The organism is Lysobacter sp. A289 (genome assembly GCF_054072675.1).
On the sequence record NZ_JBSVRN010000001.1, the window covers coordinates 1767416 to 1792860 of the forward strand.

The 25445-nt window shown below is 62.3% G+C and carries 37 protein-coding genes; 3 read left to right on the forward strand and 34 right to left on the reverse strand.

What is annotated here, in order from left to right; all coding sequences use genetic code 11:
• Positions 1-131: 131 nt before the first annotated feature.
• Together ACW5DN_RS08120 and ACW5DN_RS08125 are read left to right on the forward strand one after the other, a co-directional pair.
• On the forward strand, positions 132-590 hold the full coding sequence (locus ACW5DN_RS08120; protein WP_456962204.1) for a cell wall hydrolase: 459 nt from the start codon (positions 132-134) through the stop codon (positions 588-590).
• Between the two features lie 118 nt (positions 591-708).
• Positions 709-1320, forward strand: a complete 612-nt coding sequence (locus ACW5DN_RS08125; RefSeq protein WP_456962205.1) for a glutathione S-transferase N-terminal domain-containing protein — start codon at positions 709-711, stop codon at positions 1318-1320.
• Positions 1321-1432: 112 nt separating this feature from the next.
• Here ACW5DN_RS08125 and prpC read toward each other — a convergent pair whose 3' ends face one another.
• From prpC to ACW5DN_RS08145, 4 genes are all read right to left on the reverse strand, one after another.
• The gene (gene prpC, locus ACW5DN_RS08130) at positions 1433-2584 is read right to left on the reverse strand and encodes a bifunctional 2-methylcitrate synthase/citrate synthase (protein WP_456962206.1); all 1152 of its coding nucleotides are present in this window, start codon (positions 2582-2584) and stop codon (positions 1433-1435) included.
• 99 nt (positions 2585-2683) lie between these two features.
• Positions 2684-3670, reverse strand: coding sequence for a malate dehydrogenase (locus tag ACW5DN_RS08135; RefSeq protein WP_456962207.1), 987 nt, complete (start codon positions 3668-3670; stop codon positions 2684-2686).
• A 78-nt stretch (positions 3671-3748) separates the two neighbouring features.
• The gene (locus ACW5DN_RS08140; protein ID WP_456962208.1) at positions 3749-4954 is read right to left on the reverse strand and encodes an aminotransferase class I/II-fold pyridoxal phosphate-dependent enzyme; all 1206 of its coding nucleotides are present in this window, start codon (positions 4952-4954) and stop codon (positions 3749-3751) included.
• 89 nt (positions 4955-5043) lie between these two features.
• Positions 5044-5544 (reverse strand): peptidylprolyl isomerase, encoded by a 501-nt coding sequence (locus tag ACW5DN_RS08145; RefSeq protein ID WP_456962209.1) that lies wholly within the window; start codon positions 5542-5544, stop codon positions 5044-5046.
• A 149-nt stretch (positions 5545-5693) separates the two neighbouring features.
• Between ACW5DN_RS08145 and typA the strand changes: the two genes are divergently transcribed.
• On the forward strand, positions 5694-7520 hold the full coding sequence (gene typA, locus ACW5DN_RS08150; RefSeq protein WP_456962210.1) for a translational GTPase TypA: 1827 nt from the start codon (positions 5694-5696) through the stop codon (positions 7518-7520).
• Positions 7521-7631: 111 nt separating this feature from the next.
• On the opposite strand, the gene ACW5DN_RS08155 is transcribed toward typA, so the two are convergent.
• From ACW5DN_RS08155 to tuf, 30 genes are all read right to left on the reverse strand, one after another.
• Positions 7632-9020, reverse strand: coding sequence for a class II 3-deoxy-7-phosphoheptulonate synthase (locus tag ACW5DN_RS08155; RefSeq protein WP_456962211.1), 1389 nt, complete (start codon positions 9018-9020; stop codon positions 7632-7634).
• A 94-nt stretch (positions 9021-9114) separates the two neighbouring features.
• Positions 9115-9618 (reverse strand): disulfide bond formation protein B, encoded by a 504-nt coding sequence (locus tag ACW5DN_RS08160; protein ID WP_456962998.1) that lies wholly within the window; start codon positions 9616-9618, stop codon positions 9115-9117.
• A 196-nt stretch (positions 9619-9814) separates the two neighbouring features.
• Positions 9815-10189, reverse strand: a complete 375-nt coding sequence (gene rplQ, locus ACW5DN_RS08165; protein ID WP_036196002.1) for a 50S ribosomal protein L17 — start codon at positions 10187-10189, stop codon at positions 9815-9817.
• A gap of 15 nt (positions 10190-10204) precedes the next feature.
• Complete coding sequence (locus ACW5DN_RS08170; protein WP_456962212.1) at positions 10205-11203, reverse strand: DNA-directed RNA polymerase subunit alpha; 999 nt, start codon at positions 11201-11203, stop codon at positions 10205-10207.
• Between the two features lie 57 nt (positions 11204-11260).
• Positions 11261-11890 (reverse strand): 30S ribosomal protein S4, encoded by a 630-nt coding sequence (gene rpsD / locus ACW5DN_RS08175; protein WP_456962213.1) that lies wholly within the window; start codon positions 11888-11890, stop codon positions 11261-11263.
• A gap of 14 nt (positions 11891-11904) precedes the next feature.
• Positions 11905-12297, reverse strand: a complete 393-nt coding sequence (gene rpsK, locus ACW5DN_RS08180; RefSeq protein WP_456962214.1) for a 30S ribosomal protein S11 — start codon at positions 12295-12297, stop codon at positions 11905-11907.
• A gap of 10 nt (positions 12298-12307) precedes the next feature.
• Complete coding sequence (gene rpsM, locus ACW5DN_RS08185; protein ID WP_456962215.1) at positions 12308-12664, reverse strand: 30S ribosomal protein S13; 357 nt, start codon at positions 12662-12664, stop codon at positions 12308-12310.
• Between the two features lie 404 nt (positions 12665-13068).
• Positions 13069-14403: a preprotein translocase subunit SecY gene (gene secY, locus ACW5DN_RS08190; RefSeq protein WP_456962999.1), complete on the reverse strand. Its 1335-nt coding sequence runs from the start codon at positions 14401-14403 to the stop codon at positions 13069-13071.
• A gap of 28 nt (positions 14404-14431) precedes the next feature.
• Positions 14432-14875, reverse strand: coding sequence for a 50S ribosomal protein L15 (rplO, locus tag ACW5DN_RS08195; protein ID WP_456963000.1), 444 nt, complete (start codon positions 14873-14875; stop codon positions 14432-14434).
• Positions 14875-15090: a 50S ribosomal protein L30 gene (gene rpmD / locus ACW5DN_RS08200; RefSeq protein WP_456962216.1), complete on the reverse strand. Its 216-nt coding sequence runs from the start codon at positions 15088-15090 to the stop codon at positions 14875-14877. Before rpmD ends, rplO begins: the two co-directional genes overlap by 1 nt.
• Positions 15083-15613 (reverse strand): 30S ribosomal protein S5, encoded by a 531-nt coding sequence (gene rpsE, locus ACW5DN_RS08205; RefSeq protein ID WP_456962217.1) that lies wholly within the window; start codon positions 15611-15613, stop codon positions 15083-15085. Before rpsE ends, rpmD begins: the two co-directional genes overlap by 8 nt.
• Before the next feature lie 140 nt (positions 15614-15753).
• Positions 15754-16107, reverse strand: a complete 354-nt coding sequence (rplR, locus tag ACW5DN_RS08210; RefSeq protein WP_456962218.1) for a 50S ribosomal protein L18 — start codon at positions 16105-16107, stop codon at positions 15754-15756.
• Positions 16108-16201: 94 nt separating this feature from the next.
• Positions 16202-16729 carry a 50S ribosomal protein L6 gene (gene rplF, locus ACW5DN_RS08215; RefSeq protein WP_456962219.1) on the reverse strand — a complete coding sequence of 176 codons (528 nt, stop codon included), beginning with the start codon at positions 16727-16729 and terminating at the stop codon, positions 16202-16204.
• 13 nt (positions 16730-16742) lie between these two features.
• Positions 16743-17141, reverse strand: coding sequence for a 30S ribosomal protein S8 (rpsH, locus tag ACW5DN_RS08220; protein ID WP_456962220.1), 399 nt, complete (start codon positions 17139-17141; stop codon positions 16743-16745).
• Between the two features lie 137 nt (positions 17142-17278).
• A complete protein-coding gene (rpsN, locus tag ACW5DN_RS08225; protein WP_456962221.1) occupies positions 17279-17584 on the reverse strand; it encodes a 30S ribosomal protein S14 in 306 nt (101 codons plus the stop codon).
• Between the two features lie 28 nt (positions 17585-17612).
• Complete coding sequence (gene rplE, locus ACW5DN_RS08230; protein WP_456962222.1) at positions 17613-18152, reverse strand: 50S ribosomal protein L5; 540 nt, start codon at positions 18150-18152, stop codon at positions 17613-17615.
• Positions 18153-18163: 11 nt separating this feature from the next.
• Complete coding sequence (gene rplX, locus ACW5DN_RS08235; protein WP_456962223.1) at positions 18164-18478, reverse strand: 50S ribosomal protein L24; 315 nt, start codon at positions 18476-18478, stop codon at positions 18164-18166.
• Between the two features lie 14 nt (positions 18479-18492).
• Positions 18493-18861 (reverse strand): 50S ribosomal protein L14, encoded by a 369-nt coding sequence (rplN, locus tag ACW5DN_RS08240; protein ID WP_193985941.1) that lies wholly within the window; start codon positions 18859-18861, stop codon positions 18493-18495.
• 16 nt (positions 18862-18877) lie between these two features.
• The gene (rpsQ, locus tag ACW5DN_RS08245; protein ID WP_456962224.1) at positions 18878-19147 is read right to left on the reverse strand and encodes a 30S ribosomal protein S17; all 270 of its coding nucleotides are present in this window, start codon (positions 19145-19147) and stop codon (positions 18878-18880) included.
• A gap of 9 nt (positions 19148-19156) precedes the next feature.
• Positions 19157-19372 (reverse strand): 50S ribosomal protein L29, encoded by a 216-nt coding sequence (gene rpmC, locus ACW5DN_RS08250; protein ID WP_456962225.1) that lies wholly within the window; start codon positions 19370-19372, stop codon positions 19157-19159.
• Positions 19372-19785 carry a 50S ribosomal protein L16 gene (rplP, locus tag ACW5DN_RS08255; RefSeq protein WP_456962226.1) on the reverse strand — a complete coding sequence of 138 codons (414 nt, stop codon included), beginning with the start codon at positions 19783-19785 and terminating at the stop codon, positions 19372-19374. Before rplP ends, rpmC begins: the two co-directional genes overlap by 1 nt.
• Before the next feature lie 6 nt (positions 19786-19791).
• On the reverse strand, positions 19792-20517 hold the full coding sequence (gene rpsC, locus ACW5DN_RS08260; RefSeq protein ID WP_456962227.1) for a 30S ribosomal protein S3: 726 nt from the start codon (positions 20515-20517) through the stop codon (positions 19792-19794).
• 2 nt (positions 20518-20519) lie between these two features.
• The gene (gene rplV / locus ACW5DN_RS08265) at positions 20520-20867 is read right to left on the reverse strand and encodes a 50S ribosomal protein L22 (protein WP_456962228.1); all 348 of its coding nucleotides are present in this window, start codon (positions 20865-20867) and stop codon (positions 20520-20522) included.
• A 10-nt stretch (positions 20868-20877) separates the two neighbouring features.
• Entirely contained in the window at positions 20878-21144 is a 267-nt protein-coding gene (gene rpsS / locus ACW5DN_RS08270) for a 30S ribosomal protein S19 (protein ID WP_456962229.1), read from the reverse strand.
• A 6-nt stretch (positions 21145-21150) separates the two neighbouring features.
• A complete protein-coding gene (gene rplB / locus ACW5DN_RS08275) occupies positions 21151-21978 on the reverse strand; it encodes a 50S ribosomal protein L2 (protein ID WP_456962230.1) in 828 nt (275 codons plus the stop codon).
• 10 nt (positions 21979-21988) lie between these two features.
• On the reverse strand, positions 21989-22285 hold the full coding sequence (gene rplW / locus ACW5DN_RS08280; RefSeq protein ID WP_036196034.1) for a 50S ribosomal protein L23: 297 nt from the start codon (positions 22283-22285) through the stop codon (positions 21989-21991).
• The gene (gene rplD, locus ACW5DN_RS08285; RefSeq protein ID WP_456962231.1) at positions 22282-22893 is read right to left on the reverse strand and encodes a 50S ribosomal protein L4; all 612 of its coding nucleotides are present in this window, start codon (positions 22891-22893) and stop codon (positions 22282-22284) included. Before rplD ends, rplW begins: the two co-directional genes overlap by 4 nt.
• Positions 22890-23546, reverse strand: a complete 657-nt coding sequence (gene rplC, locus ACW5DN_RS08290) for a 50S ribosomal protein L3 (protein WP_456962232.1) — start codon at positions 23544-23546, stop codon at positions 22890-22892. The genes rplD and rplC overlap by 4 nt, the downstream gene beginning before the upstream one ends.
• A 10-nt stretch (positions 23547-23556) precedes the next feature.
• Positions 23557-23868 carry a 30S ribosomal protein S10 gene (rpsJ, locus tag ACW5DN_RS08295; RefSeq protein ID WP_036196039.1) on the reverse strand — a complete coding sequence of 104 codons (312 nt, stop codon included), beginning with the start codon at positions 23866-23868 and terminating at the stop codon, positions 23557-23559.
• 335 nt (positions 23869-24203) lie between these two features.
• Positions 24204-25394 (reverse strand): elongation factor Tu, encoded by a 1191-nt coding sequence (tuf, locus tag ACW5DN_RS08300; protein WP_456962233.1) that lies wholly within the window; start codon positions 25392-25394, stop codon positions 24204-24206.
• Positions 25395-25445: the final 51 nt, after the last annotated feature.

Sequence of the window (25445 nt, forward strand, 5' to 3'; positions counted from 1 at the left end):
TGAGGTCAGGTGAAGGGGCAAAGCGCGCCAGAGAGCCGCAGCCTCCCCAGTACGCGATGCCAGCGATGCTCCGGTCTCCGCCTTACCGCGGTGGGCAAGGCACGTCGGCGCAACGGAGCAAGGAGTTCGTCATGAAACTGGCCTGGATTTTGTGGTTGGCCTCGGTACTGTCACCACAAAGCGCAGACTCGCTGTGCTTGAGCACCACCTTGTACCTGGAAGCCCGTGATCAGTCGATCCAGGGACAGCAGGCGGTCGCCGAAGTGGCATTGCGCCGTCGCGACAGCGGCATCTGGGGCGACAGTGTGTGCGAGGTGGTGACTGCGCGTAAGCAGTTCGCGCCCTCCCTGGTGTCACCCAACATGCGCCTGAGCAATACCGAGGCCTGGGCCGAGTCGGTCACCATTGCACTGGAAGCACAGCGCAACTGGGCGTTGCCGGCCGGCGAGCGCCGCGAGATCGTACCCGAGGCAAGCCATTTTGCCGCGCTCGCGATCGCCAGCCCAAACTGGCGCAATGCCTACCAGGTCGCCACCATCGGTGACCACACCTTCCTGAAGGTACAGAACCTGGCCCCACAGGGCTCCTGACGCGCCCGGTTCGCGGGCGGCCCGTAACGCAGGATTACGATCGACGGCGGATAATCAACGGACGGGTCGGTGCCATGGCATCGGCCCGTCTTTCGCTTATTCCCACTCCGGAGATCGCATGAAGCTCTATACCAAGCCCGGTGCCTGCTCTACCGCCGACCACATTGCGCTGCAATGGACCGGCCAGCCATTCGAATTCCAGGTAATGACCGCCGAGGCGATGAAGTCGCCGGAATACCGGGCGATCAACCCGGTCGGCGCCGTACCCGCTCTGGTCGAGGGTGATTTCCAGCTGACCCAGAATGCCGCCATCATGGGCTACATCGCCGATCGCTACCCCGATGCAGGCTTGGCCGGCGATGGCAGTGCCCGGCAGCGTGCCCAGGCGACTCGCTGGCTGGCGTTTGTCAATGCGGACCTGCACCCCGCCTTCGTGCCGCTGTTCAGTCCAGGTGCGTTCCACGCGGACGCCAGCCAGCACGATGCCGTCAAGGACGCCGCAAAGAAGCGGCTGCGCGGCCTGTTCGAGCGCGCCGATACGCAGCTCGACGGCAAGCAGTGGTTGGTGGGCTTCCGCAGTTTCGCCGACCCCTATCTGTACATCACCCTGCGCTGGGCCGGCGCAGTTGACATCGACTTGTCCGGCCTGGACAACCTGACGGCATTCAAGTCGCGGATGGAAGCCGATGCCGGCGTACAGGCGGCGCTGAAGGCCGAAGGGCTGAGCTGAGCCGACCGGACTGGCTGCCAACCTGGACTGGCCAGAAGCAGAAACGCCGCGCAACCGCGCGGCGTTTCCATTTCACGTGTAGCGCCCCATGCCGGGGCACTGCACAACCCCCTCAGCGCTGGCTGATCTCCACGTAGTCGCGATCTTCCGGCCCGACGTAGTTCGCGCTGGGACGAATGATCTTGCCGTCCTCACGCTGCTCGATCACGTGCGCGCTCCAGCCTGTGGTGCGGGCGATCACGAACAACGGCGTGAACATCGCGGTCGGGATGCCCAGCATGTGGTACGCCGACGCGCTGTACCAATCCAGGTTCGGGAACATCTTCTTGGTGTCCATCATCAGGTTCTCGATGCGCTCGGACACGTCGAACAGAACCTGATTTCCACCTTCGGCGCACAACTGGCGCGAGATCTCCTTGATGATCGGATTGCGCGGGTCTCCGACGGTGTAGACCGGATGACCGAAGCCGATCACGATCTCCTTGCGTTCCACTCGCGCGCGGATGTCGGCCTCCGCCTCATCAGCAGTGGCGTAGCGCGAGATGATGTCCATCGCCACCTCATTCGCGCCGCCGTGTTTGGGTCCACGCAACGCGCCGATCGCACCGGTCAGGCAGGAGTACATATCCGAGCCGGTACCGGCAATCACGCGACCGGCAAACGTGGAGGCATTGAACTCGTGCTCGGCATACAGCACCAGCGACTTGTCCAGCGCGTCAGCGTGCAGCGCGCTTGGCGGCGCGCCGTGCAGCAGGTGCAGGAAGTGCCCGGCAACCGAGTCGTCCTCGGTCTCCACGTCGATCCGGCGGCCGTTGTGGGTGAACTGCCACCAATACAGCAACATCGAACCGAAACTGGCGATCAGCCGGTCGGCGATGTCACGCGCCTCGGACGCTGCGTGGGTGTCGCGCTCTGGCAATACCGTACCGAGCATCGAGCAGCCGGTACGCAGCACGTCCATCGGGTGGGCATTGGCGGGGACCAGCTCCAGCGCTTCGGTAACCAGCGCCGGCAAGCCGCGAAGGCGCTGCAGCTTGGTCTTGTAGGCGGTCAACTGGGCGGTGGTCGGCAGGGCGCCATGCACCAGCAGGTGGGCGACTTCCTCGAAGGTCGACTTCGTCGCCAGATCCTTGATGTCGTAACCACGGTAATGCAGGTCGTTGCCGCTACGGCCGACGGTACACAGCGCGGTGTTGCCGGCGGCAGTGCCCGACAGGGCCACCGATTTCTTCGGCTTCGGCAAGGTGTTGGTGTTCTCGCTCATCTCGGTTCCTCTTTTAGCCACCCCTTCCGGTTGGAAGTAGCGGCATGATTACGACCCGCGGCTTGTGCTGGTCGCGTTGCGCATCAAGGTGTGGCGCGCTCAGTCCAGCAAATGGGCGACGCCGGCCCGCTCTTCCTCGAGCTCGGCCAGGGTTTTGTCCATCCGCTCACGACTGAAAGCATCGATTTCCAGACCTTCGACCCGCGTGTACTCGCCAGCTTTGGTAGTCACCGGGACGCCGTAGATAACGCCTTCGGGGATGCCGTAGCTGCCATCGGACGGCACGCCCATCGTCACCCAGGCGCCATCGCTGCCGAGCACCCAATCGCGGATGTGGCAGATGGCTGCATTGGCCGCCGAGGCGGCCGATGACAGGCCACGCGCCTCGATGATCGCCGCGCCGCGCTTGGCCACCACCGGGATGAAGGTGTCGGCATTCCAGTCGGCATCACTGATCTTGTCCTTCAGCGACGCGCCATTGACGGTGGCGAAGCGGTAATCGGGGTACATGGTCGAGCTGTGGTTGCCCCAGACGGTGAACTTCTCGATATCGCCAACCGACACACCGGCCTTGCTGGCCAGTTGCGACAGCGCGCGGTTGTGGTCCAGCCGCAGCATCGCAGTGAAGTTTTTCGGCTTCAGGTCGGGCGCCGACTTCATCGCGATATAGGCATTGGTGTTGGCCGGGTTGCCGACCACCAACACCTTGACGTCGCGACTGGCGACCTTGTTCAACGCCGCGCCCTGGGCGGTGAAGATCTTCGCGTTCTCCAACAGCAGGTCCTTGCGCTCCATACCGGGGCCGCGTGGACGCGCGCCTACCAGCAGCGCGATGTCGGCATCCTTGAACGCGACCTCGGCATCATCGGTGCCAACCATGCCGGCCAACAGCGGGAACGCGCAGTCTTCCAGCTCCATCATCACGCCCTTCAGCGCGGCCTGGGCCTTCTCCATCGGAAGCTCCAGCATCTGCAGGATGACCGGCTGGTCCTTGCCGAGCATCTCGCCTGAGGCAATACGGAACAGCAGGGAATAGCCGATCTGGCCGGCAGCACCGGTAACGGCAACGCGGACGGGTTGTTTCATGGTTTGGATCCTCAATGCATCGTGGGCGGGCCTTGGCCCACCGCGTGGGAGATGGTGGGCCACGGCCCACCCTGCGGCTCAGCGCAATTCGGCAAAAAATTCCTGGATACGCTGCAAACCCGGCGCCAGCTGCGGCGTCGGACAGGTGTAACTGATACGCATGGCACGCGGCTCACCGAACGCCGACCCGGGCACGCAGGCCACGCCCTTGGCCTCCAGCAGCGCGCTGCACAACGACAGGTCATCATCGACCTTCAGGCCGCTGGGCGCGTGGGTCTTGCCAAACGCCACGCTGACGTCCGGGAACGCATAGAACGCCCCTTGCGGGCGCGGACACACCAACCCCGGAATCACATCCAGCGCCTGCATCACTTGGTCGCGCTTGGCCTGGAACTCCTTGCACTTGGCTTCCGGCACGTCCTGCGGACCGGTGAATGCCGCGATCGCCGCGACCTGGGCCGCCTCGGGGATGCTGGTGATGTGGTTGGAATTGAGCGTCGCCACCGCCTTGGCGACCGACTCGGGCCCGGCCAACAGGCCGACCCGCCAGCCCGGCATGCCGTAGGTCTTGGACAGCGAGTCGACGAAGATCACCCGGTCGCGCAATTCGGGACGGGCGTGGACGAAGTTGTGGTAACCCAGCCCGTCAAACACCATGCGGTTGTAGATGTCATCGGTGATGACCCAGGTGTCGGGATAACGCACCAGCACATCGGCCAGCGCCGAGATCTCGTCCTGGCCGTACACCATGCCGGTGGGGTTGGACGGGTTATTGAACAGGAACACCCGCGGCTTCTTTTCCAGCGCGGCTTCCAGTTGCCCGGGGGTGAGCTTGTAGTCCTGCTCCGGCGGGCACGGCAGCAGTTCGACCTTGGCATTGACGATCTGCGCAATGTCCAGGTAGCTGGTCCAGTACGGCACCGCGAAGGCGATCGTGTCGCCCTCGTCGAGCAGCGCCTCGGCCAGGTTGTACAGCACCTGCTTGGCACCGATGCCGACGCCGAGATTGGAACGGGTATAGCCGGTCAACCCGATCTTGCCGATATGCGCAAGAAACGCATCCAGCAAGGCATCCGATCCCCGATTGCTGCCGTACTGGCCGCTGTCGCTTGCCAGCGAATCGCGGGCGGCCTGGTAGACATGCTCACCCGGCAGGAAGTTCGGCACGCCAATCGAGAAACTGATGATATCGCGGCCTTCGGCTTTCAAACGCTTGGCTTTCTCCGAGACCTGCATGATCGCACTGGGGCGGGCGCGACCGATACGGCGGGCAAACTGGGGCATCGCAACAACCTCGTGGAAAATCGGATCATGCGGTGGACGCCAGCGACGGTGGTCCGCCGCGGACGTCACGCCATCGGTTTACCGCCTGCTTACGCGTTGGCGTCCAGGGTCTTGTTCCAGTCCGCGACACGGTCGGCCTTGGCGGCCAGCGCGGTATCAACATCGCCTTCAAGCGTGACCGCGTTGATCTTGTCGCCCTGCTTGACGCTGTCCACGATGTCCTGGCCCTCGAGCACCTTGCCGAACACGGTGTGCTTGCCGTCCAGCCATGGGCACGGCACGTGGGTGATGAAGAACTGGCTGCCATTGGTGCCCGGACCCGCGTTGGCCATCGACAACACGCCGCGCTCGTGACCCAGACCGTTGCTGGCCTCGTCCTCGAAGCGGTAACCCGGGCCGCCGGTACCGGTGCCCTGGGGGCAGCCGCCCTGAACCATGAAGTCGTTCAGGACGCGGTGGAAGTTCAGGCCGTCATAGTAACCGCGCTTGGCCAGGTTGACGAAATTCGCAACCGTCAGCGGCGCCTTGTCGGCGGCAAGCTCGACGCGGATCGGGCCGCGTTCGGTATCAAAGGTGGCGGTCAGGGTCATGGATTACTCCGGAATCTGTGGGGGCGTATCTAGGTGAACGCCAGACCGCCAAGTTTAACCCACGGCCAATCAATCCTCGCGCATCTATTGCATAGGGATATACTGGTCGACTTCCCTATCGAAAAGAAGCGCCTCTGGCGCCCGTCCCCATGTCCATCGAACGCCTGCGCAATATCGCCATCGTCGCCCACGTCGACCACGGCAAGACCACCCTCGTCGATTGCCTGCTCAAGCAGTCCGGCACGTTCTCCGAACGCACCATGCTCGCCGAGCGCGTGATGGACAGCAACGATCAGGAAAAGGAACGTGGCATCACGATCCTGTCCAAGAACACCGCCATCACCTGGCAGGGCAACCGCATCAACATCGTCGACACCCCGGGACACGCCGACTTCGGCGGCGAGGTCGAGCGCGTGCTGTCGATGGTCGACTCGGTGCTGATCCTGGTCGATGCGATGGACGGACCGATGCCGCAGACCCGCTTCGTGACCCAGAAGGCGTTCGCGATGGGCTTCAAGCCGATCGTGGTGGTCAACAAGATCGACCGGCCAGGCGCACGCCCGGACTGGGTGATCGACCAGGTGTTCGACCTGTTCGACAAGCTCGGCGCCACCAACGAGCAGCTCGACTTCCCTATCGTGTATGCCTCAGCGCTGCATGGTTATGCAGGGCTCGACGACAGCGTTCGCAGCGGCGACATGACCCCGCTGTACGAGTCGATCATGCAGCACGTCTCGCCGCCGCAGGTCGATCCGGATGGCCCGTTCCAGATGCTCATCAGCCAGCTGGACTACAACAACTTCGTCGGTCTGATCGGCGTCGGGCGCATCCAGCGCGGCAAGGTCCGCACCAACATGCCGATCACTGTCATTGACCGGGAAGGCAAGAAGCGCCAGGGCAAGGTACTGCAGGTACTCGGGTTCATGGGTCTGGAGCGGGTCGAGGTCGAGGAAGCCGAGGCTGGTGACATCATCGCCATTTCAGGCGTCCAGGGCCTGAGCATTTCCGACACCCTGTGCGCGGTGGACGCGCCGGAAGCCCTGCCCGCGCTGACCGTGGACGAGCCGACCATCAGCATGACCTTCCAGGTCAACAACTCGCCGTTCGCCGGTCGCAAGGACTTCAGTGGCGGCAAGTTCATCACTAGCCGCCAGATCCGTGAACGGCTGGAGCGCGAGACCCTGCACAACGTCGCGTTGAAGGTCGAGGAAGGCTCGGATCCGGACAAGTTCCTGGTCTCCGGTCGCGGTGAGCTGCACCTGTCGGTCCTGATCGAGACGATGCGGCGCGAGGGCTTCGAGCTGGCGGTGTCGCGCCCGGAAGTCATCATCAAGGAAATCGATGGCCAGACGATGGAGCCGGTCGAGCAACTCGTGGTCGACATCGAAGAGCAGCACCAGGGCGGCGTCATGGAGAAGCTGGGCATCCGCAAGGGCCAGCTGAAAAACATGGAATCCGACGGCAAGGGACGCGTGCGGCTGGATTACATGATCCCCGCCCGCGGACTGATCGGCTTCCAGAACGAGTTCAAGACGCTGACCCAGGGCACCGGCCTGCTGTTCCATGTGTTCGACCATTACGGTCCGCGCGCGGTCGGCGCGATCGCCAAGCGCTCCAATGGCGTAATGATCTCCAATTCCGCCGGTGCCACTCCTGCCTACTCGCTGGGGCCACTGGAAGAGCGCGGCAAACTGTTCGCTGCAGAAGGCGACAACGTGTACGAAGGCCAGCTGATCGGCATCCACTCCAAGGATAACGACCTCACGGTCAATGCCATCAAGACCAAGCCGCTGACCAACATGCGCGCCTCGGGCAAGGATGATGCAATCAAGCTGACACCCGCGATCAAGTACACGCTGGAACAGGCACTGGATTTCATCGAGGACGATGAGTTGGTGGAAGTCACGCCGATGGAAATCCGCCTGCGCAAGAAGCATCTGACCGAGAACGACCGGAAGCGCGCGAGCCGCGGCTGACCGACCCGTGCACGGTACGGCCCGGCATTTTCGTGCCGGGCCGATGAAAAAGCCGCCCAGTCCGGGCGGCTTTTTGGTGAAGATGGTTCCGAACGGATCGGGGCGAGGCGCCTAACCTGCCGCGGTCAACTGCGCCTGCTTGCGCACGATCAGCATCGCCACTTCCAGCGCCTGCTCATAATTCAGGCGCGGATCGACGGTAGAGCGATAGGCACGCTCCAGGTCGACCTCGGTCAGATCACGTGCGCCGCCCAGGCACTCGGTGACATCCTCGCCGGTAAGCTCCAGGTGCACGCCGCCCAAACGCGTGCCCGCGGCAGCATGCAAGTCGAACGCCTGCTCCAGCTCGCTGCCGATGTTCGCAAAACGACGGGTCTTGTAGCCGTTGGTGGTCGCTTCGGTATTGCCGTGCATCGGATCGCAAACCCACAACACCCGTCGCCCATCCCGTCGAATCGTGTCCAGCAGCGGCGGCAGGCTATCGGCAATATTCGCCGCGCCCATCCGGTGGATCAGGGTGAGCTTGCCGGCCTCGTTCTCGGGGTTCAGCACATCGACGACCCGCAGCAACTGGTCCGGGGTAGTCGACGGCCCAACCTTCAGCGCGATCGGGTTGCGGATGCCGCGGAAGTACTCGACGTGGGCGCCATCGACCGCTGCCGTACGCATGCCGATCCACGGGAAATGGGTACCTAGGTTGAACCAGCCCCAATGCCGCGGCACCTGCCGGGTCACTGACTCCTCATACGGCAACAACAACGCTTCGTGCGAGGTGTAAAAATCCACCCGCTCCAGGTTCCTGACCGAACCGCCGGACAGCGTTTCCATGAAACGCACCGCACCGCCGATCGACTCGACCATTTGTCGATACTCGTTCGCCAGCGGCGAATGCCCCACCCAGTCGAGATTCCAGTATTCAGGATGCCGGAGGTCTGCAAAACCGCCATCGATCAACGCGCGCACGAAATTCATCGTCATCGCCGAGCGCGCATGCGCCTTGACCATGCGGCGAGGGTCGGGCCGCCGGGCGACGGCATTGAATTCCGGCGCGTTTACCATGTCACCGCGGTAGCAGGGAACGGTCACGCCGTCGATGGTTTGGGTATCGGCCGACCGTGGCTTGGCGTACTGACCCGCAAACCGCCCAACGCGCACCACGGGTTTGCGCAACCCATGCACCAACACCAGGCTCATCTGCAACAACACCTTGAGCCGGTTTGAAATCACGTCCGAGGAGCAGGCATCGAAGGTCTCGGCGCAATCACCTCCCTGCAGCAAGAAGCATTTACCGTCCTGTGCATCGGCAACTTGCTGTTTGAGCGCGAGGATCTCCCAGGACGTTACCAGTGGCGGTAGCGCACGCAGCTCCTGCAGCACGCCGGCCAGCTCGTCGGTATCGTCGTAGCGCGGCTGCTGCAACGCCTTCATCCCGCGCCAGGACTCAGGGGCCCAGTTGGCGGGCAAGTTGACGGGATGGAGGTTACGGTCGGGACTCGACATTGGGTCAGACAGCTATATTGCAGAGCAGCATTGCATCATCCACGTCGACGACGCGCCTTGCAATGCGCGCAGTCGACGGTCGCGCCAAGACCCATCACGAACGCCGAAACCCAGCGAACACCGCCCACAGCGCAAGCACCACGAATGCCATCAAACTCCAGGTTGGCATCGACAAACCGAACAGCGACCAATCGATCTCTGCGCACTCACCCGAGCCGGTCATTACCCGGCGCACGACGCCGCTGATCGGCATTGCCTCGAGCATGTAATCCAGGCCCGGACCGCAAGCCGGGACTTGATCGGCAGGCAGGTGCTGCAGGCGTACGTGATTACCCGCGATCGCGATCCCCACCCCTGCCACCATCAACGCAATCACGCCATACGCGCGCCGCCCGAAGATGCTCCCTGGCCCATGCAAGCCGCCAACAAGAAATACCAGGCCCAGCCCAGCAAACGCGACGCGCTGGAAGATGCACAGCGGGCACGGCAGCAAGCCGCCATAAAACTGCGTATACAGCGCGTAACCGATCAGTCCGGCGCAGGCAACAAAGCCGAGCAGGAAGCGGAGGCGAAACTGCGAAACGGGGTTGGTTGGCATAGTCATGGATCGACACAATACGGATTTGTAGCCGCCATGCAATGTGCAATCCACACCAGTACCTCCTGCACCGGCCAGAAAGCCCGTGACACGACGAACGGCGGTGATGCCCGCTGAACGCAAAAACCCCGGCACCAAGCCGGGGTATTACGTCATCGACCGGGCGGCGAAGGCCACCCATCGATTCTCCGGTCGACTACTCCGCGACTGCTTGCGGACGATCGACCAGTTCAACGTAGGCCATCGGCGCATTGTCGCCAGCGCGGAACCCGCACTTGAGGATGCGCAGGTAGCCGCCTGGACGCGCGTTGTAACGCGGGCCCAGCTCGACAAACAACGTGCCGACCGCTTCCTTGTCACGCAAGCGCGAGAAGGCAAGGCGGCGGTTGGCCACCCCATCGGTCTTGGCCAGGGTGATCAGCGGCTCCGCTACGCGGCGCAGCTCCTTGGCCTTTGGCAGGGTGGTACGGATCGCTCCGTGCTTGATGAGCGACGCGGCCATATTGGTGAACATCGCATCGCGATGGGCACTGGTACGGTTGAACTTGCGTCCTGATTTCTGGTGGCGCATGGTCTTGTTTCCTGTTTAGCCCATCATGCCGTGCGAGGCGATACCCGCTGGCGGCCAGTTTTCGAGCTTCATACCGAGCGACAGGCCGCGCTGGGCAAGCACTTCCTTGATCTCGGTGAGCGACTTCTTGCCGAGGTTCGGCGTCTTCAGCAATTCGACTTCGGTCTTCTGGATCAAATCACCGACGTAGTAAATACTCTCGGCCTTGAGGCAGTTGGCCGAGCGCACGGTGAGCTCCAGGTCGTCGATAGGACGCAACAGAACCGGATCGATGCCAGTGGGAGCCGTCTTGGGAGCACCGCGTTCGCGCTGGGTGAAATCACCAAACACCGACAACTGGTCGCTCAGGATCTCGGCGGCCGTGCGAACGGCTTCCTCGGCGTCGATCGTGCCGTTGGTCTCGATGTCCAGGATCAGCTTGTCCAGATCGGTACGCTGCTCGACCCGGGCAGCTTCGACCGAATAGGCGACGCGACGAATCGGGCTGAAACTCGCATCCAGCATCAGAAGACCAATCGTGCGGGTCTCCTCGTCCGGACGGCGACGCGCAGTCGCCGGCTGGTATCCATAGCCACGTTCGACCTTGATTTCCATCTTGAGCGACGCGTCCTTGGTCAAGTGGGCGATCACGTGGTCGCCGTTGATGACTTCGACGTTGTGGTCGGTCTTGATGTCGGCCGCGGTCACGACGCCTGGGCCCTGGCTGCTCAGCGACAGGGTCGCCGATTCGCCAGTGTGCATGCGGACGGCGACGTCCTTGAGGTTGAGCAGGACTTCAAGTACATCCTCCTGCAACCCCTCGACCGTGGTGTACTCGTGCAGCACGCCTTCGATCGCGACTTCGGTGATGGCAAAACCCGGAATCGACGACAGCAGCACGCGGCGCAACGCGTTGCCCAGGGTGTGGCCATAGCCCCGCTCGAGCGGTTCAATGACGACCTTGGCGCGGTTGCCAGAAAGGCTTTCGATCTGGGGACCGCGTGGGCGCAGTACCTGATTGGCGGTAACCGTCATGTTGTGGAGTCTCCTGTGAGCCTGGGGCCTGGGGCCCGCAGCTCAAGAACAGATGAATTACTTCGAGTACAGCTCGATGATCAGCGCTTCGTTGATGTCGGCAGGCAAATCGGCGCGATCCGGTACCGCTTTGAACACGCCGGTGAACTTCTTGCCGTCCACCTCGATCCAGGCTGGCGACAGGTCCATCTGCTGTGACACGGTCAGCGACTCCTGCACGCGCAACTGCTTCTGCGCGCGTTCTGACAGCACCACCGCATCGCCTGCCTTGATCTGGTAGGACGGCAGGTTGACCGACTTGCCGTTGACGGTAACGCCGCGGTGCGAGACCAACTGGCGAGCCGCCGGACGGGTCACTGCAAACCCCATGCGGTACACGACGTTGTCCAGGCGGGTCTCGAGGAGCTGCAACAGGATTTCACCCGTGTTGCCCCGCTTGGCCGCAGCCTTCTTGTAGTAGTTCCGGAACTGGCGTTCCAGCAAGCCATAAACGCGCTTGACCTTCTGCTTTTCACGGAGCTGGTTTGCGTAATCGGACATCTTGCCGCGACGAAGCGTCGCGCCATGTTGACCGGGCTTCTGCTCAAGCTTGCACTTGGAATCGAGTGCACGTGACGGCGACTTCAGACCGAGGTCGACGCCTTCGCGACGGGCGAGCTTGCAGGTAGGACCAATATAACGAGCCATTCTTCTTCAGCTCCTCAGACGCGACGCTTTTTCGGCGGGCGGCAACCGTTGTGCGGAATTGGCGTCACGTCGATGATGTTGATGATCTTGTAGCCGACGTTGTTCAACGAACGAACGGCGGACTCCCGACCCGGACCCGGGCCCTTGATACGCACTTCCAGCGACTTGACGCCGTAATCCAGCGCAGCGCGGCCGGCCTTCTCGGCGGCCACCTGGGCGGCAAACGGGGTCGACTTGCGCGAACCGCGGAAGCCCGCGCCGCCCGAAGTCGCCCACGACAATGCATTGCCCTGGCGGTCGGTGATCGTGATGATGGTGTTGTTGAACGAAGCGTGGACGTGGGCGATGCCGTCGGTGACGACGCGCTTGATCTTCTTCTTCGTTTTCGTAGCGGTTGGCTTGGCCATGATCTACCCCTTACTTCCTGATGGCCCGACGCGGACCCTTCCGGGTACGTGCGTTGGTTTTGGTACGCTGGCCACGCAACGGCAGGCCACGGCGATGCCGCAGGCCGCGGTAGCAGCTCAGGTCCATCAGGCGCTTGATCGACATGCCGATCTCGCGACGCAGATCACCCTCGACGACGAACTTGCCGATTTCGCCGCGCAAACGCTCGACCTCGGGCTCGGACAAGTCGCGGATCTTGGTCGACGCGGTAACGCCGGCTGAATCGCACACTTGCTTGGAACGAGTACGGCCAATGCCGTAAATGCTTTGCAACCCGACCCAGACGTGCTTCTGGGCAGGCAGGTTGACGCCCGCAATACGCGCCATAACGCGATCTCCAACTGGTTTGGCAACCGGATCCTGACAACCCGGTAGAGAGGTTCACTGAAAAAGTGAATCGGAAATTTTATCAAGGTCTCGGGTTAATAGGAAGCCCCGCCACGCCGAAGCGTTGCGTTGCGACGGCATGGGGAGTGTGCCCATGCTCCGGCGACGAGTTCGAACTGCCGAGGCGCGCGGTGTCAAGCCGCCCTCCCCGACACCGCGCGCTACTCTGGCGCGCAGATCGGTCCGAACCCACCCGCGCGCGAGACACCGCACGAGTCGCCCTGCTGGAACCGGGGTGTGGTAGCCCCGTGCTCCGTGTTGCCTGTATCAGCGATCCGGACGTTGAACCCGGTCGCCTTGTCACGTTTGGGCATCCGGCAGCGTGCCGGACGACCAGGGAACCATCAGCGGGCGAGGCCGCTCTTGGATCCCTTGAGATTTGCCTTCTTGAGCAAGCTCTCGTACTGGTGTGACATCAAGTGCGCCTGGATCTGCGAGATGAAGTCCATTACCACCACCACAACGATGAGCAACGAGGTACCGCCAAAATAGAAGGATATCCCCATTTTCGCGCGCATCAACTCCGGCAGCAAACAGACCAGCACGAGATATGCCGCGCCGGCCGCAGTCAGCCGCGTCAACACCCCGTCAACATAGTCGGCAGTCGCCTTGCCGGGCCGAATGCCAGGAATCAGGGCGCCGGACTTCTTGAGGTTGTCAGCGGTTTCCTGCGAGTTGAAGACCAGCGCAGTATAGAAGAACGTAAAGCCCGCGATCAGACCACCATAGATCAGCAGATGCAACGGTTCACCCGGGTTCAGCCACTGACTGACCTTGAGCATGAACGACGAGGAATCACCCTGGCTGAACCAAGTTGCCGCAGTCGCCGGAAACATCACGATGCTTGAGGCGAAAATCGGTGGGATGACGCCGGACATGTTCAGCTTGAGCGGCAGGAAGGATGACTGGTTCATGTATGCGTTGCGGCCACCCTGGCGCCTCGCATAATTAACCGTTATCCGACGTTGCCCGCTCTCCACGAACACCACGAAGTAGGTCACGCCCAGCACGATGGCGGCCACCGACATTGCGGTCAGCGTACCCATCTCGCCGTTGCGAACCTGCTCAAACATGTTCAGTACGGCCGAAGGCAACCCGGCGACGATACCGGCGAAGATGATCAGCGAAACGCCGTTGCCGATGCCGCGCTCGGTCACCTGTTCACCCACCCACATCAGGAACATGGTGCCGGCTGTCAGGGAAATCACCGCCGTCAGTACAAATCCTGCGCCGGGGCTGTAGACCACCGGGATCCCCTGGCTCGCACCTCCGGCCTGCAATGCAGTGGCGATGCCCCAAGCCTGGAAAACCGCCAGCGGGATTGCACCCAGCCGCGACCATTGGGTGATCTTGCGCCGACCCGATTCACCCTCTTTCTGGACCGCCTTCAGGCTGGGCAGTATCTGCACCATCAACTGCATGATGATGGACGCCGAGATGTACGGCATCACGTTCAGTGCGAACAGGCTGAAGCGCTCCAGCGCACCACCGGAGAACATGTTGAACATGTCGACGATGGTGCCTTCCTGGGTTTCCATCAGGCGCAGCATGGCTTCCGGGTTTACCCCGGGCACCGGGATGTAGCAGCCGACGCGATACACCAGCAGTGCACCAACCACGAACATCAGACGCTGGCGAAGCTCGGTGAACTTCCCGAGCCCTCCGCCTACGCCGCTCATCGCGTTACTGCTGCGCGCCATGCCCGACTTACTCCTCGACCTTGCCGCCGGCCGCTTCGACCGCAGCCTTGGCACCGGCAGTGGCAAGCACACCCTTGAATACGAACTTCTTGGTCACTTCGCCCTTCACGACCAGCTTGGCCCGCTTGGCAGTGCTCGGCACCAGCTTGGCCGCGCGCAACATCGCGAAATCGATATCGCCGGCATCCAGCTGATCGAGCTGGTACAGCATCACTTCGGCGGTGTCGTTCTTGGTCTTGCTGCGGAAACCGACCTTCGGCAACCGGATATGCATTGGCATCTGGCCGCCTTCGAAACCGGCCCGGATCTTGCCCTTGCCCGAACGCGCGAAGGAACCCTTGTGGCCGCGACCCGCGGTCTTGCCCAGTCCCGAACCGATACCGCGTCCGACGCGCTTGCGGTCTTCGCGGGCACCCTCTGCGGGCGATAGTGTATTGAGACGCATGATGATTACTCCTCGACCCGGACCAGGTAATGGACCGTGTTGATCAGGCCACGGACCTGGGGGCTGTCCTTAAGTTCGCGCATGTCATTGATCTTGCGCAGCCCGAGCGCCTTCACCGAAAGGCGATGGCGTCCCTGGGTCCCGCGCAGTCCCTTGACCAGGCGCACCTTGACGGTACCGCCCTTGGGCGCATCGGTTTTGTTCTCAGTCGACTTAACCATGTTGCAGATCCTCGACCTTCTTGCCGCGCTTTGCCGCGATCTTGGCGGGCGAATGCATCTGACCGAGACCGATCAGCGTCGCGCGAACCAGGTTGATCGGGTTGCGGGAACCAATGGCCTTGGCCAACACGTCTTTCACCCCGACCGCCTCGAGCACGGCGCGCATCGCGCCGCCGGCGATGACCCCGGTACCTTCCGAAGCGGGCTGCATGTAGACCCGAGCCGCTCCGTGGCCGGACTTCACCGAATGCCACAAGGTGCCGTTGTTGAGGTCGACGTGCTTCATGTCCTTGCGGGCATATTCCATCGACTTCTGGATCGCCATGGGCACTTCGCGGGCCTTGCCGTAACCGAAGCCGACCTTGCCAGCGCCGTCACCGACGACGGTCAGTGCGGTGAAGGTGAACTGGCGGCCACCCTTAACAGTCTTGCTGACGCGGTTGACCGTGATCAACTTCTCGATCATTCCGTCGTCTATTTCTTCGCGCCTGCCGCGTCCGCGCGAATCACGTTCGTTAGCCATGTTTGATTCCTGGAAATGGAAAATAATTTGCGGCGTGGCCGCTTATCGTTGTTGAGTCGATCAGGTGGTGCGTGACAGCGGGAACCCACCGGCACGCCCGACGCAACCCGCGTCGGCAGGAGTACTACGGGCAAGCCGTATCAGAACTGCAGCCCACCTTCGCGCGCGGCGTCAGCCAACGCCTTGATGCGGCCGTGATAGCGATAGCCCGAGCGGTCAAAGGCGACCTTCTCGATACCCGCAGCCTTGGCGGCGGCGGCAATCGCCTGACCCACCTTGGCGGCGGCTTCGGCATTCTTCAGGCCTTTCAAGCCTTCACGAACCGCGATCTGGGTGGTCGAGGCCGCAGCCAGCACCGCGGAACCATCGGCGGTAAAGACCTGGGCGTACATGTGCTGGCCGGTACGCAGAACCGACAGGCGAGGCACGCCGAGCTTGCGGATGTGGCTGCGGGTCGACTTGGCGCGACGCAGGCGGGCAGTATTCTTGTTCATTAGTCTGGGTTCTCGAAAAACTACCAAGGGAGCGATTTTGTTCAGAAGTCCTGCCACGAATGGCCGGGTGCTTGCGGACGGATCCGCGGCGAACTTACGCCTTCTTGGCTTCCTTGCGAATGATGGTTTCCCCGGCGTACTTCACGCCCTTGCCCTTGTAGGGCTCCGGCGGACGGAAACCGCGAATCTTGGCGGCCACCTCACCGACGCGTTGCTTGTCAGTGCCCTGCACCAGAACTTCGGTCTGGGTAGGCGTACTGATGGTGATGCCGTCGGGGGAGGCAAACGTTACCGGATGGGAGAAACCAAGCGACAGGCTCAGGTCTTTTCCCTGCATCGCGGCGCGGTAGCCAACACCGACCAGCTCAAGCTTGCGCTCAAAGCCTTCGGAGACGCCTTGCACCATGTTGGCAATGATCGACCGCAGCGTGCCGGTCAGCGCGATGCGCTCGACATCCTGGGTCGAGAGCAGCGCGTGGCCGTCTTCGATCTTGATCTCGATATCGGTCGGCTTGGCGATCGACAACGAGCCCTTGGGCCCCTTGACGGTGACGCTGTCGGACTGGACGTTGAGCTCGACACCCTTGGGAAGGGCAATCGGCTTCTTGGCAATTCGGGACATAGTCGTTACTCCCTTAAGCCACGAAGCACAGGACTTCACCGCCGACGCCCTGCTGGCGCGCCTGGGTGTCGGTCATGATGCCTTTCGAGGTGGAGATGATGGACACACCAAGGCCGTTCAGGACCCGTGGCAAGTCGTCCTTGCCGCGGTACTGGCGTAGCCCGGAGCGGGAGAAGCGCTTGAGCTGCTCGATCACCGGCTTGCCTTCGTAATACTTCAGCTCGATCTGCAGTTCGTTCTTGCCGCCGCCGATGTCGCTGACGTTGGCAGCCAGGATGTAACCCTCGTCCTTCAAGACCTTGGCGATGGCCACCTTGATGTTGGACGACGGCATTTTCACCGTGGGCTTGCCGACCGCCGCCGCATTCCTGATGCGGACGAACATATCGGCGATGGGATCAGTCATGCTCATGTGTAATTACCTGATGAGTGCACCGATATCCGCTCAATTGCGAATTCAGTTGTGACGCCGCGGCTGAACCGCCGTGACGCGTGGAACTTTTGGAGCCGGTAAGTCTAGCAGACTTATCGGCTCTGTTTGACAATCAATTACCAGCTGGCCTTGCGAAGCCCCGGCACGTCTCCGCGCATGGTGGCTTCACGCAATTTGTTGCGACCCAGGCCGAACTTTGCATAGACGCCGCGCGAGCGCCCGGTCAGGGCACAGCGATTGCGCTGCCGGCTGGGGGACGAGTCGCGTGGCAGCTTCTGCAGCTTGACCACCGCCTCTTCCTTTTCTTCGTACGTAGCGCTGACGCTGGAGATGATCTTCTTCAGCTCTTCGCGCTTGACCGCGTACTTCGCGGCCAGCTTGGCCCGCTTGATGTCGCGGTTGACCATGGAGGTCTTTGCCATGTGTGGATCCTCGAATCAGTGCGTGGTGTTAGGTGCGGAACGGGAAGCGGAACGCTTCCAGCAGTGCGCGGGCTTCGGCATCGGTGTTCGCGGTCGTGGTGATCGCGATGTCCATGCCGCGCAGCGCATCAACCTGGTCGTAATCGATTTCCGGGAAGATGATCTGTTCCTTGACGCCCATGTTGTAGTTGCCGCGGCCATCGAAAGACTTGGCCGACACGCCACGGAAATCGCGCACGCGCGGCAGCGAGACGTTGATCAGGCGATCCAGGAACTCGAACATCTTGGCCCGGCGCAACGTGACCTTGCAGCCGATCGGCCAGCCATCGCGGATCTTGAACGACGCCACGGACACGCGGCTGTTGGTCACGATCGGCTTCTGCCCGCAGATCTTCGCCATGTCGGCGACGGCGTTCTCGAGCACTTTCTTGTTGGTGGCCGCCTCGCCCACACCCATGTTCAGGGTGATCTTGGAGACGCGCGGCACCTGCATCGGGTTCGTGTAACCGAACTTCTCGGTCAGCGACGGCACCACTTCTTCTTTGTAAAATTTTTCAAGCCGTGTCATTTCAGCATTCCTCAGGCGTCGACCGCCTCACCGCTGGAGCGGAACACACGCAATTTGCGTCCATCCTCCAGCACCTTGATACCGATGCGCTCACCCTTGCCGGAAGCCTGGTTGAACAGCATGACGTTGGAAATATGGATCGGCGCCTCACGCTCGATCACGCCGCCAGGCTGGCCGGCTTGTGGATTCGGCTTGGTGTGGCGCTTGATGATGTTGATGTTGGACACCAGGACCTTGTCCCCTGCCACTCGCACCACATCACCTTTCTTGCCCTTGTCCTTGCCGGCAGTGACGATTACTTGATCGCCCTTCTTGATACGGTTCATGTCAATTCCTCCGCTCAGAGCACTTCTGGGGCGAGCGAGACGATCTTCATGAACTTCTCGGAACGCAGTTCACGGGTCACGGGCCCGAAGATACGGGTGCCAATCGGTTCCTGCTTGTTGTTCAGCAGAACCGCGGCATTGCCGTCGAAGCGGATCAATGAGCCATCCGGACGGCGCACGCCCTTGCGGGTACGCACCACGACGGCGTCATAGACATCGCCCTTCTTGACCTTGCCCCGCGGGATCGCATCCTTGACGGTCACCTTGATGACGTCGCCGATCGCGGCGTAACGGCGCTTGGAGCCACCGAGCACCTTGATGCACATCACTTCCTTGGCACCGGAGTTGTCGGCCACGGTGAGATAGCTTTGCATCTGGATCATGGTTCAGCCCTCCTCGTTATTCGGCCGCACGGGTGACAATTTCCACCAGTCGCCAGTTCTTGGTTTTCGACATCGGCGCGATCTCGGAGATCCGGACCACGTCGCCCTCGTTGCAGGAATTATCCCCGTCGTGTGCGTGCAGCTTGGACGAGCGACGGATGTACTTGCCGTACAACGCGTGCTTGACCTGGCGCTCGACGAGCACGGTGATGGTCTTGTCCATCTTGTTGCTGACCACGCGTCCTTCGACCGTGCGCAGCGCCTTCTCTGTATTGTTGTCGGTCATGGCGGGTCCTTACTTCTTCTCGCCCGAGTCGGCCGGGCTCGCTTGAGCCTCGCCGATCAGGGTGTTGACGCGAGCAATCTCGCGACGCACCCGACGGGTCTCGTGGGTCTTGGTCAGCTGGCCGGTCACCTGCTGCATGCGAAGGGCGAAGCCCTCCTTGTGCAGGTCGGTCAAGTGGGCCTTGAGCTCGTCAGCCGACTTCTCTCGCAGTTTATTGAGTTCCATCAGCGCACCGTCCGCGTCACGAAAGTGGTGGTGACCGAAAGCTTGGCGGCGGCCAGGCGGAACGCTTCGCGCGCCACGTCCTCTGCCACACCTTCGATCTCGTAGATCACGCGTCCGGGCTGGATCAGCGCGACCCAGTACTCGACGCTGCCCTTGCCCTTACCCATACGCACTTCGATCGGCTTCTTGGTGATCGGCTTGTCGGGGAACACGCGGATCCACATCTTGCCGCCACGCTTGACGTAGCGACTGATGGAACGGCGCGCGGCCTCGATCTGGCGAGCGGTGATCTGGCCGTGCGCGGTCGACTTCAGGCCGTACTCGCCGAAGCTGACGGCATTGCCGCTCCAAGCCAGGCCGTCGTTGCGGCCCTTGTGTACCTTCCGGTACTTGGTTCGTTTTGGTTGCAACATGATCCGTTACCTCTGTTCGCGCGGCGGACGGGGCGCACGGTCGCGGCGGTCGCCGCGATCACTGCGCGGACTGTCGTCCGGCTTTTCCTGGCCAACCTGGGAAAAATCAAAGATCTCGCCCCGGTAGACCCACACTTTGATACCAATGATGCCGTACGTCGTTTTGGCTTCTGCGAAGCCGTAGTCGATATCGGCGCGCAGGGTGTGCAGCGGCACGCGACCCTCGCGGTACCACTCCGAACGCGCGATTTCGGCACCATTGAGCCGACCACCAACATTGACCTTGATGCCCAGCGCGCCCAGGCGCATCGCATTGCCAACCGCACGCTTCATGGCGCGGCGGAACATGATGCGGCGCTCCAACTGCTGCGCGATCGACTCAGCCACCAGCTGCGCGTCGAGCTCCGGCTTGCGGACCTCGGTGACGTTGATGTGCGCCGGGACGCCCATCATGTCGCTGACTTCCTTGCGCAGCTTGTCGATATCCTCACCACGCTTGCCGATCACCACGCCCGGACGGGCGGTGTGGATGGTCACGCGGGCGTTGTTGGCCGGACGCTCGATGAGAATCTTCGAAATTCCGGCCTGGGCCAGCTTCTTGCGCAACATCTCGCGGACCTTGAGGTCGGCGATCAGGTACTCGGCGTACTGCTTCTTGCCGGCAAACCACTTGGAATTCCAATCCTTGGAGATACCCAGGCGGATGCCGGTGGGATGAACTTTGTGACCCATAATCAGACTCCGCCTTGCTTGCCGGCGCCCACGACCACAGTAATGTGGCTGGTACGCTTGAGAATGCGGGTGCCGCGACCCTTTGCCCGCGCCATGAAGCGCTTCAGGGTCGGACCCTCGTCAACCATGATGGTGGTGACCTTGAGCTCGTCGATATCGGCGCCCTGGTTGTTCTCGGCATTGGCGATCGCAGACTCCAGAACCTTGCGGATCAGGTCGGCGGCTTTCTTGTCCGAGAACTTGAGCTGATTGACGGCGCTCTCGGCGGTAAGGCCGCGCACCTGGTTGGCAACCAACCGGGCCTTCTGGGCGGAGATACGCGCACTGCGCAGGATGGCTTTAGCTTCCATGGTCATCTCCTTATCGGCTCTTCTTGTCGCCGACGTGACCCTTGAAGGTGCGCGTCAGGGAGAATTCGCCGAGCTTGTGGCCAACCATGTTCTCGTTGACCAGCACCGGGATGTGGTTGCGGCCGTTGTGCACCGCAATGGTGAAACCCACCATTTCCGGCAACACCATCGAGCGACGCGACCAGGTCTTGATCGGGCGTTTGTTGTTGGCCGCGGCCTCCACCTTCTTGATCAGGTGGTGGTCAACGAACGGACCTTTTTTCAGTGAACGTGCCATTGCCGATTAGCTCCTGCGATCGCGAACGATGAACTGCTGCGTACGCTTGTTGTGCCGCGTCTTGTAGCCCTTGGTCGGCACACCCCATGGGGTGACCGGATGCGGGTTGCCCTGGCCAGCCTTGGCCTCACCACCACCGTGCGGATGATCCACCGGGTTCATCGCCGCGCCGCGAACGGTCGGCCTGATACCGCGCCAGCGCTTCGCGCCGGCCTTGCCGAGCTTCTGCAGGCTGTGCTCATCGTTGCCGACTTCGCCGATGGTGGCCCGGCAATCGACTGCAACCTTGCGCATCTCGCCAGAACGAAGACGTAGCGTGGCGTAGCCCTGCTCACGTGCGACCAGCTGGACGCCGGCGCCGGCAGCGCGTGCAATCTGTGCGCCCTTGCCCGGCTTCATCTCGATGCAATGCACGGTGGAACCCACCGGGATGTTGCTCAGCGGCAGTGTGTTGCCGGTGCGGATGGGTGCATCACGACCCGCAATTACCTGGTCGCCGGCTTTCAGCCCCTTGGGAGCAATGATGTAGCGACGCTCGCCATCGACATAGCACAACAGGGCCAGGTGGGCGGTGCGGTTGGGATCGTATTCGATCCGCTCCACGCGCGCCGGAATGCCTTCCTTGTTGCGCTTGAAATCGACGATGCGGTAGTGCTGCTTGTGACCACCACCGATATGCCGGGTAGTGGTCCGGCCGTGATGGTTGCGGCCACCGGTCTTGCTCTTCTTCTCGAGCAACGGCGCGTACGGCGCACCCTTGTGCAGGTCGGGCGTCACCACCCGAACCATCGAGCGACGGCCGGGTGAAGTGGGTTTGAATGTCATCAATGCCATGGGTCGATCCTCAAGCCTTGGCCATAACGTCGATCGACTGGCCATCGGCCAGCGTCACGTATGCCTTGCGCCAGTCGGGGCGACGGCCCATGCGGAACTTGAAGGCTTTTGCTTTGCCCTTCACGTTGAGCACGTTGACCGCCTCGACCTTGACGTCGAACAGCTTCTCGACTGCAACCTTGATGTCAGCCTTGGTTGCCGTCGTCGCCACTTCGAAGACGTATTGATTGGAAACTTCCTGCAGGCGCGCGGTCTTCTCGGACACGCGCGGCGCACGAATCACGTTGTAGAGCTTGGCGTCGTTCATGCCAGCCACTCCTGAATCTTCTTGATCGCCTCGGTGGTGACCACGACCGTATCGGCGCCAACCAGCGCAACCGGATCCAGGCCCTGCACGTCACGAACCTCGACATACGGCAAGTTGCGCGCCGAGAGGTACAGATTCTCGGTGGCATCCTCGGTGACCAGCAACGGGCGACGACCGGCTTCCAGGCCTTTGAGCATCGCGATCATGCCCGAGGTCTTCGGCGAGTCCAGCTCGAGCTTGTCGACGACCGTGATCCGGCCCTGGCGGTTAAGCTCGGACAGGATCGAAGCCATCGCGGCGCGGTACATCTTGCGATTGACCTTCTGCGCGAAGCTTCGCGGCTGGGCCGCAAAAGTGACGCCGCCGCCGCGGAAGATCGGAGCCGTCAGCGCGCCGTGGCGAGCGCCACCGCCCTTCTGGTTCTTCGACTTCTTGGTGGTGCCGGCAACCTGCGAACGGGTCTTCTGCGCCTTGGTACCGCTGCGACCGGCGTTGCGGTAGGCAACGACGACCTGATGGACCAGGTCTTCACTGAACTCGCGGCCGAAGATATCGTCGGAAACCGACAACTTCTCGCTGCTGTTATTGATGGCAAGTTCCATCGTCATACTCCCTTGGTCGTCGGGCGAACGATCACGTCGCCGCCCGGCGCGCCTGGTACTGCGCCCTTGATCGCGATCAAGCCGCGTTCGGCGTCGACCTTGACCACTTCCAGGCCCTGGGTACTCTGCTGCACGAAGCCCATGTGACCGGACATCTTTTTGCCCGGGAACACGCGACCCGGCGTCTGCCGCTGGCCGATGGAACCCGGCGAGCGATGCGACAGCGAGTTACCGTGGGTCGCGTCGCCCATGGCGAAGTTCCAGCGCTTGATGGTGCCCTGGAAGCCCTTGCCCTTGGTCACGCCCTGGACATCGACCACTTGGCCGACCTCAAAGATGTCGGCCTTGATCTCGCCGCCCACGTTGAAGTCACCGAGCTTGTCGTCGGCAACGCGGAACTCCCACAAGCCTCGGCCAGCGTCGACCTTAGCCTTGGCCAGGTGACCAGCGGCGGGCTTGTTGATCAGCGCCGCACGGCGTACGCCAACGGTAACCTGCACCGCGCTGTAGCCATCGGTATCGGGGGTCTTGATTTGGGTGATCCGGTTCGGGGTCGCTTCGATCAGCGTCACCGGAATGGACCTGCCATCCTCGGTGAAAAACCGGCTCATGCCGGCCTTGCGGCCGACGATGCCCAACGAATATTTCTTCGCCGTCATGGTCAGGTCCTCAGGTCAGCTTGATCTGTACGTCAACGCCCGCCGCGAGCTCGAGCTTCATCAGCGCGTCCACGGTCTTGTCGTTGGGGTCGACGATGTCGAGCACGCGCTTGTGCGTGCGGGTCTCGTACTGGTCACGCGCGTCCTTGTCGACGTGCGGAGAAGTAAGAATGGTGAAGCGCTCGATCTTGGTCGGCAACGGGATCGGGCCACGCACTTGCGCGCCGGTCCGTTTTGCCGTCTCGACGATCTCGCTGGCTGAGCGGTCGATCAGACGATGATCGTATGCCTTCAGCCGAATCCGGATCTTTTGGTCCGCCATGACGGTGTTCCTTGGTTTAAAGAGCGACGGGCCGGTGGCTAGGTGCACCGAACCCCGATGGAAACGATCCCGCCGGCGGTAGACAATCCGAAGGCGGAAATCCTTAGCAAAGCAAGGCAGGCCGGTTTCCCGGCCTGCCAGACAGAAAAGTATAAAGCGCGTGCCATGGTGCCGTCAAGCAGCGCCGGGATATCCGGCACTGCCAACGATCTTGTCACGCGACATTTCCCTGTCGGGCGAACACGAGGCGCTTCCTGCTCCTCTTTTCGCGGTAGACGCCACCCCGACCCAGCGGGATGACGCGGTATTACCAAATCTTTACTGGATACCAGGCATTACTTGATGATCTTGGCGACCACGCCGGCGCCGACGGTACGACCACCTTCACGGATGGCGAAACGCAGGCCTTCGTCCATCGCGATCGGGTTGATCAACTCGACCACCATCTTCACATTGTCGCCCGGCATCACCATCTCCACGCCTTCGGGCAGCTCGCAGGCGCCGGTCACGTCGGTGGTGCGGAAGTAGAACTGCGGACGGTAGCCCTTGAAGAACGGCGTGTGGCGGCCGCCCTCGTCCTTGCTCAGGATGTACACCTCACCCTCAAACTGGGTGTGCGGCTTGATCGAGCCCGGCTTGCACAGCACCTGGCCGCGCTCGACGTCGTCACGCTTGGTGCCGCGCAGCAGCAGGCCGGCGTTGTCGCCCGCCTGGCCCTGGTCGAGCAGCTTGCGGAACATCTCCACACCGGTCACGGTCGTCTTGACGGTCGGACGGATACCGACGATCTCGATCTCTTCGCCGACCTTGATGATGCCGCGCTCGATACGGCCGGTCACCACGGTGCCGCGACCGGAGATCGAGAACACGTCCTCGACCGGCATCAGGAACGCCTTGTCCACGTCGCGCACCGGCTCCGGGATCCAGGTGTCCAGCGCGTCCACCAGCTTGATGATCGACGGAATGCCGATATCGCTCTGGTCACCTTCCAGCGCCTTCAGCGCCGAACCGATCACGATCGGGGTGTCGTCGCCGGGGAACTCGTACTTGCTCAGCAGCTCGCGCACTTCCATGTCCACCAGCTCAAGCAGCTCGGCGTCGTCCACCATGTCCGCCTTGTTCAGGTAGACCACGATGTACGGCACGCCCACCTGGCGGGCCAGCAGGATGTGCTCGCGCGTCTGCGGCATCGGGCCGTCCGCGGCCGAACACACCAGGATCGCGCCGTCCATCTGCGCCGCACCGGTGATCATGTTCTTCACATAGTCGGCGTGTCCCGGGCAATCGACGTGCGCGTAGTGGCGATTCGGGGATTCGTACTCGACGTGCGAGGTCGAGATGGTGATGCCGCGCGCCTTCTCTTCCGGGGCCCGGTCAATCGCGTCGTACGCGCTGAACTCGCCACCGAAACGCTCGGCACCGACCTTGGTCAACGCCGCGGTCAACGTGGTCTTGCCGTGGTCAACGTGACCGATCGTGCCGACGTTCACGTGCGGCTTGGTGCGCTCGAACTTACCCTTCGCCATGATTGTTACCTCTGAAATCGTTTAATGAGCTGGTTGGGAGCTGGCCGGCGG